Raw genomic sequence first — 13,512 nt, 5'->3', positions numbered from 1 at the left:
CCCACGGGGAGAGTCCACTCTCCCCCAGGGGGAGGGGTCAGAATGTCGACATGAACGGATTGCTGACCATCGGCGAGTTCTCGCGGATCACGCACCTGTCGGTCAAGACGCTGCGGCGATATCACGAGTCGGGGTTGCTCGAACCCGCGACAGTCGACGACTACTCCGGCTATCGGTACTACGCCACGGATCAGGTCGCCACTGCGCAGATCATCAGTCGGTTCCGCAGTATGCAGATGCCGGAGCGCGAGGTGCGGGCGATCGTGCACACGCCGGACCCCGACGCCCGAGCCCGGTTGATCTCCGAACACCTCACTCGGCTCGAGCGGCAGTTGGACGACACGCGATCAGCAGTGACGGCACTACGCCGGCTGTTGGATCCGGTTCCGCCCACTATCGATGTTCGACGCGTACTCACCGAACAGTGTTCGGTAGCAGCAATTTCCGAGATGGTCGACGCGTCCGAGGTGCTCGGCTGGTTTAGCACGGCGATGGCCGAGATCGATGCAGCAGTTTCCGAAACCACCGGGCAACCGGGCGGTCTCTACGACAACGAGTTGTTCACCGAGGGCCGCGGTATCATGACTGTGTACGCGCCCACCGCAACTGCGCCGTCCACCAACAGGATTCGGCCGATGACGTTGCAACCCACCGAACTCGCAATGACGGTCCATCGCGGGCCGCACGACGATATCGACGTCACCTACGGCGCACTCGGGGTATATGTCGAGACCAATGGCCTGGCCATCGCGGGACCGGTTCGTGAGGTCTACGCCGTCGGTCCGCGTGATACCGAGGATTCGTCCCTGTGGCGCACGGACATCGGGTGGCCGGTGTTCGTTGCTTCGCCGCGAACGCAGTAGTCAGCGTCCCAGCTGCCTGCTTGCTGAGTCGATTTCGGCATGACCGCCGATCTTCGCGTTCCGCCCCGCTCGATCCCCGGCCTTTCGTGCGCCCTCGGAGTAGCCGGCGTTCGCGCTTTGGCCTCGCCAGTGTCCGCGCGCTGTCGAGGTCTGCCGGTAGTAGTCGCGGAGCTCGATCTCTTTGTTGCGCAACACCAGTGCTGTCCCAGCGCCCTGTTGTTCCTGTTCGATGGCCTTGGCCTCGGTGTCCTTCTTCACTTCGCTCAGCCGTTGACCGATGCGCGACGCGAATGCAGTCTGGAAGTTCAACCGGGCCGTCACGGCGGCGACCGGCACTTCCTCGCGTCGGGTGTAGCGCCGGCGGTTCTTGATCTCGGTGACGTTACGGATCGCCGTCTCGGACCTGTAGGCACCGGACTTGATATAGGCGTCCGACGCTCGCACCATCTGAATCAGCAGGGAGGAGTACAGGGCCTCGGTGGTCTCGATGTCGGAGTCGAAACCGTAGGCGAACACCTGCGTCGACGATCGGGACACATCGCACTGGACGTCGTTGGCGTGCGCGATGGCCACGAACAGATGCACGTAGGTCTTGAGTCCGCGCTTGCCCGGCTCTCCGATGGGGATGACCTTCTGGCTCGGCGTCGCCTGCCGCTCCCTGGACGCACTGTGCGAACGAGCCACCGCCAGATCGACCGACGCCGACGTCGCCAGACGCTGAGCCGCGTCCATGAAGGCCTCGGCCTCGTGTGGGTTGTCGGTGGACTCGGCCTGGCGCAGCAGCCCGCCGATCCGCGTCAGCATCTTGTCCGAACTCATGAGCGAAAGGCTACCGGCCTCCTCCGACACCTTCGGGTTGACCGATTCAGGAACGCAGAAACGACCACTGCGCGGTGCGATGTGTGCCACAGTACCCATCGACATATGTGTCGGGGGGAGCATCACAGCGAGATTCTGCGTGCCCATCTCCGGGCACATACCACCGCGTAGAAGTAAGTGGAGAGAACAATGGCGTCTTTGATCACGAAGGTGGCGGTGGTTGCAACGGCAGCCACGCTGCTGACGCTCACCGCATGTTCGAGCGACAGCGGTTCGAGCGGCGATTCGGGTGCTGCATCCGAAAATGCCGACGGCCGTGGACCTATCACCTATGTAGAGGGCCAGGACACCACCGAGACCGGTGTCGTCCAGCAGATCATCTCTGAGTGGAACGCCTCCAACCCCGACGAGCAGGTCACCTTCAAGGAGCAGTCCGCCGACGCCGATCAGGCCCACGACGACTTCGTTCAGCAGCTGCAGGCTCAGCAGAGCGACTACGACGTGATGGCGCTCGATGTCGTCTGGACCGCCGAGTTCGCGGCCAAGGGCTGGCTCGTGCCGCTCGAGGGCGAATTCGCACTCGACAACGCAGGCGTTCTGCCCGCGACCGTTGCGAGTGCGACCTACAACGGCACGCAGTACGCCGCACCGAAGAACACCAACGGCGGACTGCTCTACTACCGCAGTGATCTGCTCCCCGAACCGCCCACCACCTGGGCCGAGCTCACCGAGGACTGCCAGGTCGCCCGCGACAACAACATCGACTGCTACGCAGGGCAATTCGCCCCCTACGAAGGTCTGACGGCCAACGCGTCGGAGATCATCAACGCGCACGGCGGATCCATCGTCGCCGAGGACGGCAAGACCCCCACCGTCGACAGCCCGGAGGCCAAGGCCGGACTGCAGACCCTCGTCACCGCGTTCGAGACCGGCGTCATCCCGGCCCAGGACACCACGTTCAAGGAGTCCGAGAGCCAGCAGGCCTTCCAGGACGGACAGACCTTGTTCCTGCGCAACTGGCCGTACGTCTACGGCACCGCAGCGGAGGAAGGTTCGGCTGTGGCCGGCAAGTATGCGGTCGCACCGCTTCCCGGAGTCACCGGAGTCGGCACCTCGACGCTCGGTGGATACAACGCCGCGATCAGTGCGTACTCCGAGAACAAGGCCACCGCTGCCGACTTCCTGCGGTTCCTGCAGGGCGAGCAGGCCCAGCGCATCATCGCCGAGGGCGCTTTGCCGCCCGTGCTCTCGTCGCTGTACGACGATCCCGCACTGATCGCCGCGATGCCGTACCTTCCCGCATTGAAGGCATCCATCGAGAATGCCGTCCCGCGTCCCGTCACCCCGTTCTACCCGGCCGTCTCGAAGGCTGTGCAGGACAACGTGTCTGCCGCCATCAAGGGTGAGAAGAGCGTGGACCAGGCGATCACGGACATGCAGGCCGGTATCGAAACCGCCGGCGCCAACTGATTTCGGGAGAACCAATGGCTGTACCTGCTGGTGTGACCAGTGGGGCCGGCGCAACCACCGCGGCCGGGGCTCGTCCCCGGCCGCGGTCGGCATGTGCGGTCCAAGAACAAGCGCTTCGGCCTGACGCAGGGTCGGGCCTGGCTGTTGATCGCACCGACGATGGTGATCCTCGCGATCGTCATCGTCTACCCGGTGATCCGAGCTCTGGTGATGTCCTTCTCCAAGGATCCCGGTCTCGATCCCGCTACCGGCATGTTCGTCTCCGGCGGTTCTGCCGGCTTCGACAACTACACGCATTGGATTCTGCAGCAGTGCACCTCGGCGTCGGGCACGTTGGTGCCCTGCCCGCCGGGGACCCTCGGTTCGCAGTTCTGGGGCGCGGTCGGAAACACCGCGTTCTTCACGGTCGTGACCGTGTCCATCGAGGTCGTCATCGGCTTCGCCATGGCAGTGATCATGGGCAAGACCTTCGCCGGACGAGCTCTGCTGCGCGCCGCGATCCTGATCCCCTGGGCTATCCCGACGGCGGTCACGGCCAAGCTCTGGTACTTCATCTTCGCGTACGACGGTATCGCCAATCGCATTCTGGGAACGAACATCCTGTGGACCGGGGACGCGTGGCCCGCGCGTTTCGCGGTGATCATCGCCGACGTGTGGAAGACGACGCCGTTCATGGCGCTGCTGATTCTGGCCGGGCTGCAGATGATTCCGGCGGACGTCTACGAGGCAGCTCGCGTCGACGGTGCGTCGGCATGGCAGCGGTTCACCAAGATCACGCTGCCACTGGTCAAGCCCGCGTTGATGGTTGCGATTCTGTTCCGCACCATGGACGCGCTGCGCATGTACGACCTCCCAGCCATCCTCACCGAAGGCAATCCCGCCACGCGAACCATCTCGATTCTGGTGGTGGAGCAGATCCGGCAGGGATTCAACAGCGCTGCGTCACTGTCGACCATCTCGTTCGTCATGATCTTCGTGGTGGCGTTCATCCTGGTCAAGTTCCTCGGTGCCAATGCCGTTGCCACGCAGGACACTCAGCGTAAGGGGGCCGGCCGATGAAGCAGGCCCGCATCTATCTCGGCGTTGTCATCATTCTCGTCTGGGGTCTGGCACCGTTCTACTGGATGGTCGTCACCGCGTTCCGCGACCCGCGCTACACCTTCGACACGACGCCATGGCCGACGCATGTCACGTGGGAAAACTTCGACAATGCCCTGTCGACCGCGAACGGCAACAACTTTCTTCGGGCGGTGGGCAACAGCCTCATCGTCGGCGGAGCGACCACGCTGATCGCACTGACCATCGGCATCTTCACCGCATATGCACTCTCGCGCATCGACTTTCGCTTCAAGTACGTGGTGACGGGCATCATCCTGGGTGCCTCGATGTTCCCGGTCGTCGCGCTGGTCACCCCGCTGTTCCAGTTCTTCACCAACATCGGGTGGATCGGCAGCTATCAGGCCATGATCATCCCGAACATCTCGTTCGTGCTGCCGTTGACGATCTACACCTTGGCAGCGTTCTTCGCCGAATTGCCCTGGGAACTCGAAGAAGCCGCGCGGATCGACGGAGCCGGCCGGTTCCAGGCCTTCCGGCTGGTGATGTTGCCACTCGCCGCACCTGCCCTGTTCACCACCGCAATACTCGCGTTCATCGCTGCGGTGAACGAGTACTTGTTGGCGAGCCAACTCTCGAGTGACAGGACCGAGCCGGTGACCGTGGCCATCGCGCGGTTCACCGGGAACGATCCGTTGGTGGTGCCGTATGCCGCAATCATGGCAGCGGGCACCATCGTTGCGATTCCACTGGTGATCATGGTGCTGCTGTTCCAGCGCCGCATCATCTCCGGCCTCACTGCAGGTGGCGTCAAATCGTGACGGCCCAGGACCATCTCCAAATGCTGGCGGGCATTCTGGGATTCTTCGCGCTCGTTGCCCTGATCGTTGCGGTAGCCGGGATCATCGGGGGTGATCCCGGCGTGCTGCCGTCGGTGGCCCTGCTGGGTCTGTTGATCGCACTGTGGTACACCGTCAAGAAGATTCGCTGACCCTCAGCGTGCGCGGATAGCACCTTCGATGTCTTCTGCACTGATCGGACGCGTGCAGAAGAACCAATCCTGGCATTCGACGTCGGAATCGGTACCGTCCATTCGGTCCGCAGCGGAGCCGCAAGAGCCCGCCGGTGGCACGATGACCGGATCGCCCGGGCGCCAATCCGCCGGCGTCGCAACATCGAATGCATCTGCAGTCTGCAGGGCTTTGATCAGGCGAAGGATTTCGTCGAAGTTCCGGCCGGTGCTCAGCGGATAGTAGATGACTGCGCGCACCACACTGTTCGGGTCCACGACGAACACTGCCCGCACGGCCTTCGACGAGCTTTCGCCGGGCATGATCATGCCGTACGCGCGGGCGATATCCATCGAGATATCCTCGATCAGAGGGAATTTGACCTCGACCCCGGACATCCCGTTGAAGCTGATCTTGTCCTTGATCGTGCGCAACCAGGCGATATGGCTGTACAGTCCGTCGATCGAGAGACCGACCAATTCGGTGTTGTACTCACGTAATTCGTCGGACATGGCGGCGAATGTGATGAACTCACTGGTGCAGACGGGTGTGAAATCTGCGGGGTGCGAAAAGAATATGACCCACTTTCCGCGGTAGTCGGCGGGGAAGTCGATCGGCCCCTGAGTGGTCACTGCGGTGAAGGACGGTGCGCGGTCCCCGATTCGAGGCATTCCGACGTCGGTCGTGGGCTCTGCCTGGGTGCTGGTCATGTTTGCCTCGTCCTGTGTGTTTTCGGTCGGGTATCGGGTGTGGTTGTCACGGGTGCCTGTAGTTGGCCTCGTAGGTCTCGCGGTCGCGCTCCGCGCTGGGTGTCGCGCGTGGAATCGAGGCTGCGTCGATCCCGTGTTGCCCGAGCCGGAACGCGCGATAGATCAGATGCAGTGCGGAGGCGAAGTAGACGACCGGGACGAAGATCAGCAGCATCATCAGACCCGCAATCCAGTTCGGCCCCGGAAACAGGAGGAACAGCAAGAGCACGGCGGCGAGTGGTACGAGGAATCGGGCAAGATAGCGCGGTGTCGATCCACGTCCGGTCAGGTCGTGCAGAACCCAGTCCTGCAGGTCGTCCGGGAGGACGCCGCCGACGTCGTAGCGAAGACGCTGACCGAAGGTGGGAGTTTTCATGTCTTCGACCGTAGGTTCGCAGGTGCGTCCGGTGCTGGGGTAGGAAGTCCCGACCTGTGCGCCGAACGACTCCGGTTCTCGCTCCGGCTCAGATCGCGGTGAAACCGAAGGTATCCTGTGCCATCGAGACCAATCTTTTCGACGCGGCGTTCGGCTTCGGCGTCCAGACGAGAGCCAACAGCGCTGCCGTGGTCGAGTCCGTCAGTTCCACGGCGACGAGCTTGTCGTCGTAGAACTGCGCCATCGATGCGCTGAGGATCGCCACCCCCAGGCCGCGGGCAGCGAGATCGGCCACGGCGTCGGGGGCGCTGGCCTGCAACGTGATCTGCGGTGCCAGGCCTGCGCCATGGCAGTCCCGGTCGAGCACCGCACGTATCCCGGTGCCGGGCGGAAGGGCGATGATCGGGTGTTCGCACACCTGCGCCAACGTCGCCTCGTCCTGTGCTGCCAGAGGATGCTGCGGTGGAACGGCCGCGACGATGCGCTCGTCGATCACCACCATCGATTCCAATCCGTCCGGAGCCCGCGCTGGGACACCGACGAGTGCGATGTCGAGTTCTCCTGCACGCACATCGGCCACCAAGCGATCCGAATTGCCCTCCTGCAGAGCAAGTTCGACGCCAGGGTGCGCCGAATGAAAGCGGGCCAACGCGTCGAACAGTTGTGGGACGGTGCACGCGGTCACCATGCCGATCCGTACCGATCCGCGTAGGAGTCCGGCGACGTCGTCGACGGATTGCCGAACCGAGTCGGCGGCGGCCAGTGTCGCACGGGCTTGCGTCAGCGCGGCCTGACCCGCGGTGGTCAATGTTGCTGTGCCGCCGGACCTGTCGATCAATTCGGCGCCGAGTTCTCCTTCGAGCGCGCGGATCTGGGCGCTGACGCCGGATTGGCTGATGTGCACTCGGGCTGCGGCGCGAGTGAAGTTCGCTTCTTCGGCCACCGCGACGAAGTACTCCAGCTGTCTCAATTCCACTGCTGGACTCCCAGATCCGGGCCCTCGCCGGCATCCAGCCTGGCGATATTGCGCTTCGGGGCAGTCAACCGGTAGCTGCAGTCGATCAATTCGGCGGCCTCGGCCCAAACGTCGTCATCGGCGTCGGAGAGGTCGAAGCCCACCCAGCCGGCCGGGCCGAGGTAAGCGGGGTGGAAGTACCGGGGTTCGAGCTCGCAGGCACGCTGTTCCTCGGCGCTCTCGCATTTGACCAGGATCGAGTGGTCGTGCTGGTCGCCGCCTTTGACGCCACCGCCGAAGTACACGAAGACCGAGGCCGTGCGGAAGGTGGGCCGGCCATGGGAGATCTTCTCGGACACCTCGGGATAGGCGAACGCCAGCGCGCGGACACGTTCGAGGATCGGATGCTTGGAAGTGGGATCGATGGCCACGAGCACACGATAGCGCGTGAACTCTAGCTGCGGCTATGAGTAGAACTTCTGATGATCATCGGAATCAACTGTTGGACTTCTGGCCCGGGTCGTTCGAGACTCGACGTCATGACACAGACACCGAAAGAAGTTGCAGCGACCTACTTCCAGGCCTGGAAAAGCAAGGATTTCGACACCCTGGCGTCGATCCTGCACCAGGACGCGACGTTCCGCGGGCCACTGGGCACAGCGGCGAACGGCGCGGAATGTGTGGCCGGACTGAAGGGAATGTCGGAGATCGTCACCGACATCGACATCGCCCACGTCTTCGTGGACGGACCCAACGTACTGACGTGGTTCGATCTGCACACCTCCATCGCATCCCCGGCAAGCACCGCCAATTGGCAGCGAATCGAGAACGGATCGATCAGAGAAATACGGGTGACCTTCGATCCACGAGAAATCACCGCGGCCGGATAGACGAACGCCCGCCGGTACTCAATGTGACGTTCAGTGGCCTTTTTGGGGGTCAATGTCACATCGAGTGGACCGGCGGGCGGCGTTCGCGTCTTGCTGCGGGCCCTATGCGTCGATGATGAACGCTTCGAGTTGTTCGCGAGCGACGTCGTCGGCGAGTTGCTTCGGCGGGCTCTTCATCAGGTAGGCCGAAGCCGGGATGACGGGTCCACCGATGCCGCGGTCCTTGGCGATTTTCGCGGCGCGGACTGCGTCGATGATGACGCCTGCGGAGTTGGGCGAGTCCCATACTTCGAGCTTGTACTCGAGGCTCAGGGGAACGTCACCGAAGGCGCGGCCTTCGAGGCGGACGTAGGCCCACTTGCGGTCGTCGAGCCAGCCGACGTGGTCGGACGGTCCGATGTGGACGTCCTTGGCGTTGAACTCCTTCTGGAGGTTCGACGTGACGGCCTGGGTCTTGGAGATCTTCTTGGACTCGAGGCGGGTGCGCTCGAGCATGTTGAGGAAGTCCATGTTGCCGCCGACGTTGAGCTGCATGGTGCGGTCGAGCTGCACGCCGCGGTCCTCGAAGAGCTTGGCCATGACGCGGTGGGTGATGGTGGCACCGACCTGGCTCTTGATGTCGTCGCCGACGATGGGGACGCCTGCGTCCTCGAACTTCTTGGCCCAGACGGGATCGGACGCGATGAAGACGGGCAGCGCGTTGACGAAGGCGACGCCTGCGTCGATGGCGGCCTGTGCGTAGAACTTGTCGGCTTCTTCGGATCCGACGGGGAGGTAGGACACGAGCACGTCCACCTTGGCGTCGCGCAGGGCCTGCGCCACGTCGACGGCGTCGCCGTCGGCCTCGGTGATGGTCTCGCGGTAGTACTTGCCGAGGCCGTCGAGGGTCGGTCCGCGCAGGACGTGGACGTCCTTCGGGGGTACGTCGGCGATCTTGATGGTGTTGTTCTCGCTGGAGAAGATGGCCTCGGAGAGGTCGAAGCCGACCTTCTTGGCGTCCACGTCGAACGCGGCGACGAACTCGACGTCGCGGACGTGGTACTTGCCGAACATGACGTGCATGAGGCCGGGGACGGTGGCGTTCTCGTCCGCGTCCTTGTAGTACTCGACACCCTGGACCAGGGATGAGGCGCAGTTGCCCACACCCACAATGGCCACGCGGATTGCGTTGTTGTTCTCACCCATGGTCGGGTTCTCCTTCTGTCTTGACTGTCCTGTTTGGTGCTGTGTGGGACGGTGCTGGGTTGGGTTCGGCCTGCTCGGCTGCGATGACTTCGTTGAGCCAGCGCACCTCGCGTTCGCTCGATTCGAGTCCGAGCTGGTGTAGCTGCCTGGTGTAGCGGTCGAGCGTCCCGTTCGCCTTGGCCACAGCGTCGCGGAGGCCTTCTCGGCGCTCCTCGACCTGGCGACGTCTGCCTTCGAGGATGCGGACTCGAGCTTCCGCGGGGGTCCGACTGAAGAAGGCAAGATGTACGCCGAATCCGTCGTCGGTGTAGTTCTGCGGTCCGGTGTCGGCCACCAGTTCGGCAAATCGTTCCCTGCCGAGCGGGGTGAGCACGTAGACCCGCTTTGCCCGTCTTTTCACGAGCAGTTCGGGACCGGCGTCCTCGGCGATGAGTCCGTCTTCTTGAAGTCGACGGAGTGCCGGGTACAGCGATCCGTACGAAAACGCTCGAAAAGCTCCGAGCAGGCCGGTCAGCCGCTTGCGGAGCTCGTAGCCGTGCATGGGTGATTGGAGAAGCAAACCGAGAATTGCGAGCTCGAGCATGCAACTCCCCCTTCTCTGTTCTTTTTGTGATCACAACACGGCGATGCGATTGACTGCACTATCGAAGAATGTATCGCGCCGATACATTGATTGACAAGCCGGTGCCCGGTTCGTGTCTCTCCCCGATCGAGTGTCGCGCATGCTTCTGTGCGATCTCCGTCTCTTGCCGGCTCCCAGGGGCTGACCATGTCGGCACAGGTGGAGTGTTGTTTCCGGAGGCTCGATCGGGACTTCCTCGTTGCCGAGGCGGGGTTCGCAGGTCCGCATCGGAGGGGCCGCACGTACTCTGGTCCTCGTGCGACTTCAGCGACAGGTGGTGGACTACGCCCTTCAGCGTCGGTCGCTGCTGGCCGAGGTCTACTCCGGTAGGACGGGTGTCGCAGCGGTCTGTGATGCAGATCCGTACCTGCTTCGTGCTGCCAAGTTCCATGGACGTGGCAGCGACGTGGTGTGCCCCATCTGCCGCAAGGAGCAGCTCACGCTGGTGTCCTGGGTGTTCGGCGAGAAGCTGGGGGCACTGTCCGGGTCGGCGAGAACGGCGGACGAGCTCGTACGCCTCGCGGCGACTCAGGAGGAGTTCTCGGTCCATGTGGTCGAGGTGTGTAGGTCGTGCAGTTGGAACCACCTCGTCCAGTCCTATGTCCTCGGGGCCGTTCCCGCGCCCAAACAACCCCGTCGTCCGCGATCGGGTTCCCGTCAACCGAACCGTCGAACAGCGAGTGAGTGACACAATCGCTCCGCTGATCCCATCCACCGAGAATTCGACGCGGCCGCCGAAATTACTGGAGATTCGTACGTGAGTTCCCCCTACGACAACAACCCGGGTAGCAACGAACCGGGCCGTAGCGACTCCGGACGGCGTCCCGACGTGCCCGGGCCGCCCCGCGGCAGTCGACATTCCGATCCACCCGGGCGTCGCCCGGTGCCCCCTCCCGGTCAGCGTCCGATGCCGCCGCAGGGTCGTCCTCCGATGCCTCCCCCCGGTCAGCGACCTGGGCCTCCCCCCGGTCAGCGTCCCGGACCTCCTCCAGGGCAGCGTCCGATGCCGCCGCAGGGTCGTCCTCCGATGCCTCCTCCCGGTCAGCGTCCCGGGCCTCCTCCAGGGCAGCGTCCGATGCCGCCGCAGGGCCGACCCGTTCAGGGCAGGCCGCCGATCGATCCCGTCAGCGGACGTCCCGCAGGCGAACGTCCCTACGGCGAACGTCGGTACGGAGAGCCGCCCATCGCGCCTCCTGTTCGATCCGCCGCCCCGACGGGCGTCACTCGGTCCGGCTCTGTGCCACCACCCCACGAACCGAACGATCCATCAGTTCTCTCCTCGGGCAGCGAACCGCCCGAGCCGCCCGAAAGAGGTCCCGCCGCGAATACGAAGAAGAAGTCCAAGTGGCGGGTCGCTCGACGCACGATGTACGCGTTGATCGCCCTGGGTCTGATCGTGCCGATCCTGGCGTTCATGGTGGCGTACACCGTCGAGGACGTGCCGCGCCCCGGCGATATCAGAACCAACCAGGTCGCCACCATCTTCGCGGCCGACGGCTCGAGTGTGCTCGGCAAGGTGGTGCCACCCGAGGGCAACCGCACCGACGTGACGATCGACCAGATTCCGGAGCATGTGCGTAATGCCGTGCTCTCTGCCGAGGACCGCGACTTCTACTCCAATCCCGGATTCTCGGTGACGGGCTTCGGTCGAGCTCTCCGTGACAACGTGCTCGGACGCGACAGCGCAGGCGGCGGTTCGACCATCACCCAGCAGTACGTGAAGAACGCGTTGGTCGGTAACGATCGGACGCTGACCCGCAAGATGCGTGAGCTCGTCATCTCCTCGAAGATGGCGCGTCAGTGGTCCAAGGACGACATTCTCGCTGCGTATCTCAACACCATCTACTTCGGCCGCGGTGCGTACGGCATCGCTGCCGCGTCGACGGCGTATTTCGGCAAGTCGGTCGATCAGCTCTCGGTCGAGGAGGGTGCGGTCCTGGCGGCGGTCATTCAGCAGCCATCCAACCTCGATCCCGAGTTCAACCCCACCGGTGCGCAAGCGCGTTGGGACTACGTGCTCGACGGCATGGTCTCCCAGGGGCAGCTCGACGCGACCCAGCGAGCCGCGATGATGTTCCCGGCGGTGGTCCCTACGTCACAGGTCGATACCGGTGACGCCCAGGATGCCGGGCCGGACGGCTTGATCAAGGCCCAGGTACTGCGCGAACTGTCAGCGGTGGGTATCAGTGATCAGGACCTCAACACCGAGGGCCTGCAGATCACGACGACCATCGATCCGAAAGCCCAGGCGGCTGCGATCGATGCCGTGAACAGCAATCTCGAAGGCGAACCGTCGGAGCTGCGGACGGCCTCGGTATCCATCGATCCACGTACCGGCGCGGTCCGCTCGTACTACGGCGGCGCGGACGGACGAGGCTTCGACTTCGCGCAGTCCGGTTTGCAGACCGGATCCTCGTTCAAGGTGTTCGGTTTGGCCGCTGCGCTGGATCAGGGAATTCCGCTCTCGAAGATGTACGACAGCTCCCCGCTCGACGTCAACGGCATCGAGATCAGCAACGTCGAGGGTGCCTCCTGTGGAACCTGCACCATCGCCGAGGCGCTCAAGCGGTCGCTCAACACGAGCTTCTACCGCATGATGCTCAGCATGGACAACGGTCCGCAGGCCATCGCGGACATGGCCCACACGCTCGGCATCCCGCAGGAGATCGACGGCGTCGGCCCCACCCTGACCGAGCCCGACAACGCAGGCCCCAACTACGGAGTCGTGCTCGGCCAGTACCAATCGCGCGTCCTCGACATGGCTTCGGCATACGCGACACTGGCTGCGTCCGGTGTTTATCACACTCCGCACTTCGTGCAGAAGGTCGTCACCGCCGACGGCACAGTGCTCCTGGACCGTGCTCCCGAGGCCGGCCAGCAGGTCGTCTCGGCTGCGGTCGCGGACAACGTGACCTCGGCGATGCGTCCGATCGCCGGCTACTCGAACGGTCACAACCTCGCCGGCGGTCGCCAGTCGGCAGCCAAGACCGGTACCGCTCAGCTCGGAGACACCGGACAGAACAAGGACGCCTGGATGGTCGGTTACACGCCGTCGCTGTCCACGGCCGTGTGGGTCGGCACCGAGCAGGGTCTGCCGCTCGAGAACAGCTACGGCGGACCGATCTACGGATCGGGCATACCGTCGGACATCTGGAAAGACACGATGGACGGCACGTTGGAGGGCACCTCGAACGAGACCTTCCCGACGCCGGAGGCCATCGCGGGTCAGGCCGGGGTGCCGCAGTACTCGGCACCGGCCCCGACGGCGACGGTGGCACCGTCGACAGCTCCGCCGCAGGTGACCTTGCCGATTCCGACGGAGATCTCGCCGCCGGTCGTCATCACTCCGCGGCAGGTCGAGATTCTGCCCGGCGTCACCATCCCGCTGCCAGGACTGGCACCGGCGCAGCCCGCGGCACCGGAACCGGCGGCACCCGAACCCGCAGCGCCCGAACCAGTGGCGCCCGGGCAGTAACGACTCCAGCGGTGACGACCGAACCCGAGCGCAAGGGTCGAG

15 protein-coding genes are annotated in these 13,512 nt (G+C 64.1%); 8 read left to right on the top strand and 7 right to left on the bottom strand.

Going from position 1 to position 13,512, the window contains the following annotated elements; all coding sequences use genetic code 11:
* The first annotated feature begins 50 nt into the window (after positions 1–50).
* Complete coding sequence (locus tag AYK61_RS16470) at positions 51–863, top strand: MerR family transcriptional regulator (protein ID WP_121871585.1); 813 nt, start codon at positions 51–53, stop codon at positions 861–863.
* On the opposite strand, the gene AYK61_RS16465 is transcribed toward AYK61_RS16470, so the two are convergent.
* Complete coding sequence (locus AYK61_RS16465; RefSeq protein ID WP_121872814.1) at positions 864–1,682, bottom strand: DUF2786 domain-containing protein; 819 nt, start codon at positions 1,680–1,682, stop codon at positions 864–866.
* 189 nt (positions 1,683–1,871) lie between these two features.
* Here AYK61_RS16465 and AYK61_RS16460 point away from each other — a divergent pair, with 189 nt between their 5' ends.
* The 4 genes from AYK61_RS16460 (at position 1,872) to AYK61_RS27365 (ending at position 5,199) form a co-directional block, all read left to right on the top strand.
* Positions 1,872–3,152 (top strand): ABC transporter substrate-binding protein, encoded by a 1,281-nt coding sequence (locus AYK61_RS16460; protein ID WP_121871584.1) that lies wholly within the window; start codon positions 1,872–1,874, stop codon positions 3,150–3,152.
* Between the two features lie 93 nt (positions 3,153–3,245).
* Positions 3,246–4,211 carry a carbohydrate ABC transporter permease gene (locus AYK61_RS16455; protein WP_121871583.1) on the top strand — a complete coding sequence of 322 codons (966 nt, stop codon included), beginning with the start codon at positions 3,246–3,248 and terminating at the stop codon, positions 4,209–4,211.
* The gene (locus AYK61_RS16450) at positions 4,208–5,029 is read left to right on the top strand and encodes a carbohydrate ABC transporter permease (protein WP_121871582.1); all 822 of its coding nucleotides are present in this window, start codon (positions 4,208–4,210) and stop codon (positions 5,027–5,029) included. The genes AYK61_RS16455 and AYK61_RS16450 overlap by 4 nt, the downstream gene beginning before the upstream one ends.
* Complete coding sequence (locus tag AYK61_RS27365) at positions 5,026–5,199, top strand: hypothetical protein (RefSeq protein ID WP_183130315.1); 174 nt, start codon at positions 5,026–5,028, stop codon at positions 5,197–5,199. The genes AYK61_RS16450 and AYK61_RS27365 overlap by 4 nt, the downstream gene beginning before the upstream one ends.
* 3 nt (positions 5,200–5,202) lie before the next feature.
* Here the strand turns inward: AYK61_RS27365 and AYK61_RS16445 are convergent, their stop codons facing one another.
* The 4 genes from AYK61_RS16445 to AYK61_RS16430 all read right to left on the bottom strand — a co-directional run bounded on the left by AYK61_RS16445 (position 5,203) and on the right by AYK61_RS16430 (position 7,729).
* A complete protein-coding gene (locus tag AYK61_RS16445; protein WP_237669286.1) occupies positions 5,203–5,928 on the bottom strand; it encodes a peroxiredoxin in 726 nt (241 codons plus the stop codon).
* A gap of 46 nt (positions 5,929–5,974) precedes the next feature.
* Entirely contained in the window at positions 5,975–6,343 is a 369-nt protein-coding gene (locus AYK61_RS16440) for a DUF5313 family protein (protein ID WP_121871581.1), read from the bottom strand.
* An 88-nt stretch (positions 6,344–6,431) separates the two neighbouring features.
* Positions 6,432–7,319 (bottom strand): LysR family transcriptional regulator, encoded by an 888-nt coding sequence (locus tag AYK61_RS16435; protein ID WP_121871580.1) that lies wholly within the window; start codon positions 7,317–7,319, stop codon positions 6,432–6,434.
* Positions 7,310–7,729, bottom strand: coding sequence for an MmcQ/YjbR family DNA-binding protein (locus AYK61_RS16430; protein WP_306303543.1), 420 nt, complete (start codon positions 7,727–7,729; stop codon positions 7,310–7,312). Before AYK61_RS16430 ends, AYK61_RS16435 begins: the two co-directional genes overlap by 10 nt.
* A gap of 108 nt (positions 7,730–7,837) precedes the next feature.
* On the opposite strand from AYK61_RS16430, the gene AYK61_RS16425 reads away from it, so the two are divergent.
* Positions 7,838–8,188: a nuclear transport factor 2 family protein gene (locus tag AYK61_RS16425; protein WP_121871578.1), complete on the top strand. Its 351-nt coding sequence runs from the start codon at positions 7,838–7,840 to the stop codon at positions 8,186–8,188.
* 102 nt (positions 8,189–8,290) lie between these two features.
* Here AYK61_RS16425 and AYK61_RS16420 read toward each other — a convergent pair whose 3' ends face one another.
* Both AYK61_RS16420 and AYK61_RS16415 read right to left on the bottom strand, forming a co-directional pair.
* Positions 8,291–9,373, bottom strand: a complete 1,083-nt coding sequence (locus tag AYK61_RS16420) for an inositol-3-phosphate synthase (RefSeq protein WP_032396939.1) — start codon at positions 9,371–9,373, stop codon at positions 8,291–8,293.
* Complete coding sequence (locus AYK61_RS16415; protein ID WP_121871577.1) at positions 9,366–9,956, bottom strand: PadR family transcriptional regulator; 591 nt, start codon at positions 9,954–9,956, stop codon at positions 9,366–9,368. The genes AYK61_RS16420 and AYK61_RS16415 overlap by 8 nt, the downstream gene beginning before the upstream one ends.
* Before the next feature lie 295 nt (positions 9,957–10,251).
* Between AYK61_RS16415 and AYK61_RS16410 the strand changes: the two genes are divergently transcribed.
* Positions 10,252–10,683, top strand: coding sequence for a DUF5318 domain-containing protein (locus AYK61_RS16410; RefSeq protein WP_170944655.1), 432 nt, complete (start codon positions 10,252–10,254; stop codon positions 10,681–10,683).
* A gap of 339 nt (positions 10,684–11,022) precedes the next feature.
* The gene (locus AYK61_RS16405; protein ID WP_397485083.1) at positions 11,023–13,470 is read left to right on the top strand and encodes a transglycosylase domain-containing protein; all 2,448 of its coding nucleotides are present in this window, start codon (positions 11,023–11,025) and stop codon (positions 13,468–13,470) included.
* Positions 13,471–13,512: the final 42 nt, after the last annotated feature.

The organism is Rhodococcus sp. SBT000017 (genome assembly GCF_003688915.1).
GTDB lineage: Bacteria > Actinomycetota > Actinomycetes > Mycobacteriales > Mycobacteriaceae > Rhodococcoides.
Note: the sequence above shows the minus strand (reverse complement) of the source record. Positions and strands in the feature narration are given on the sequence as shown.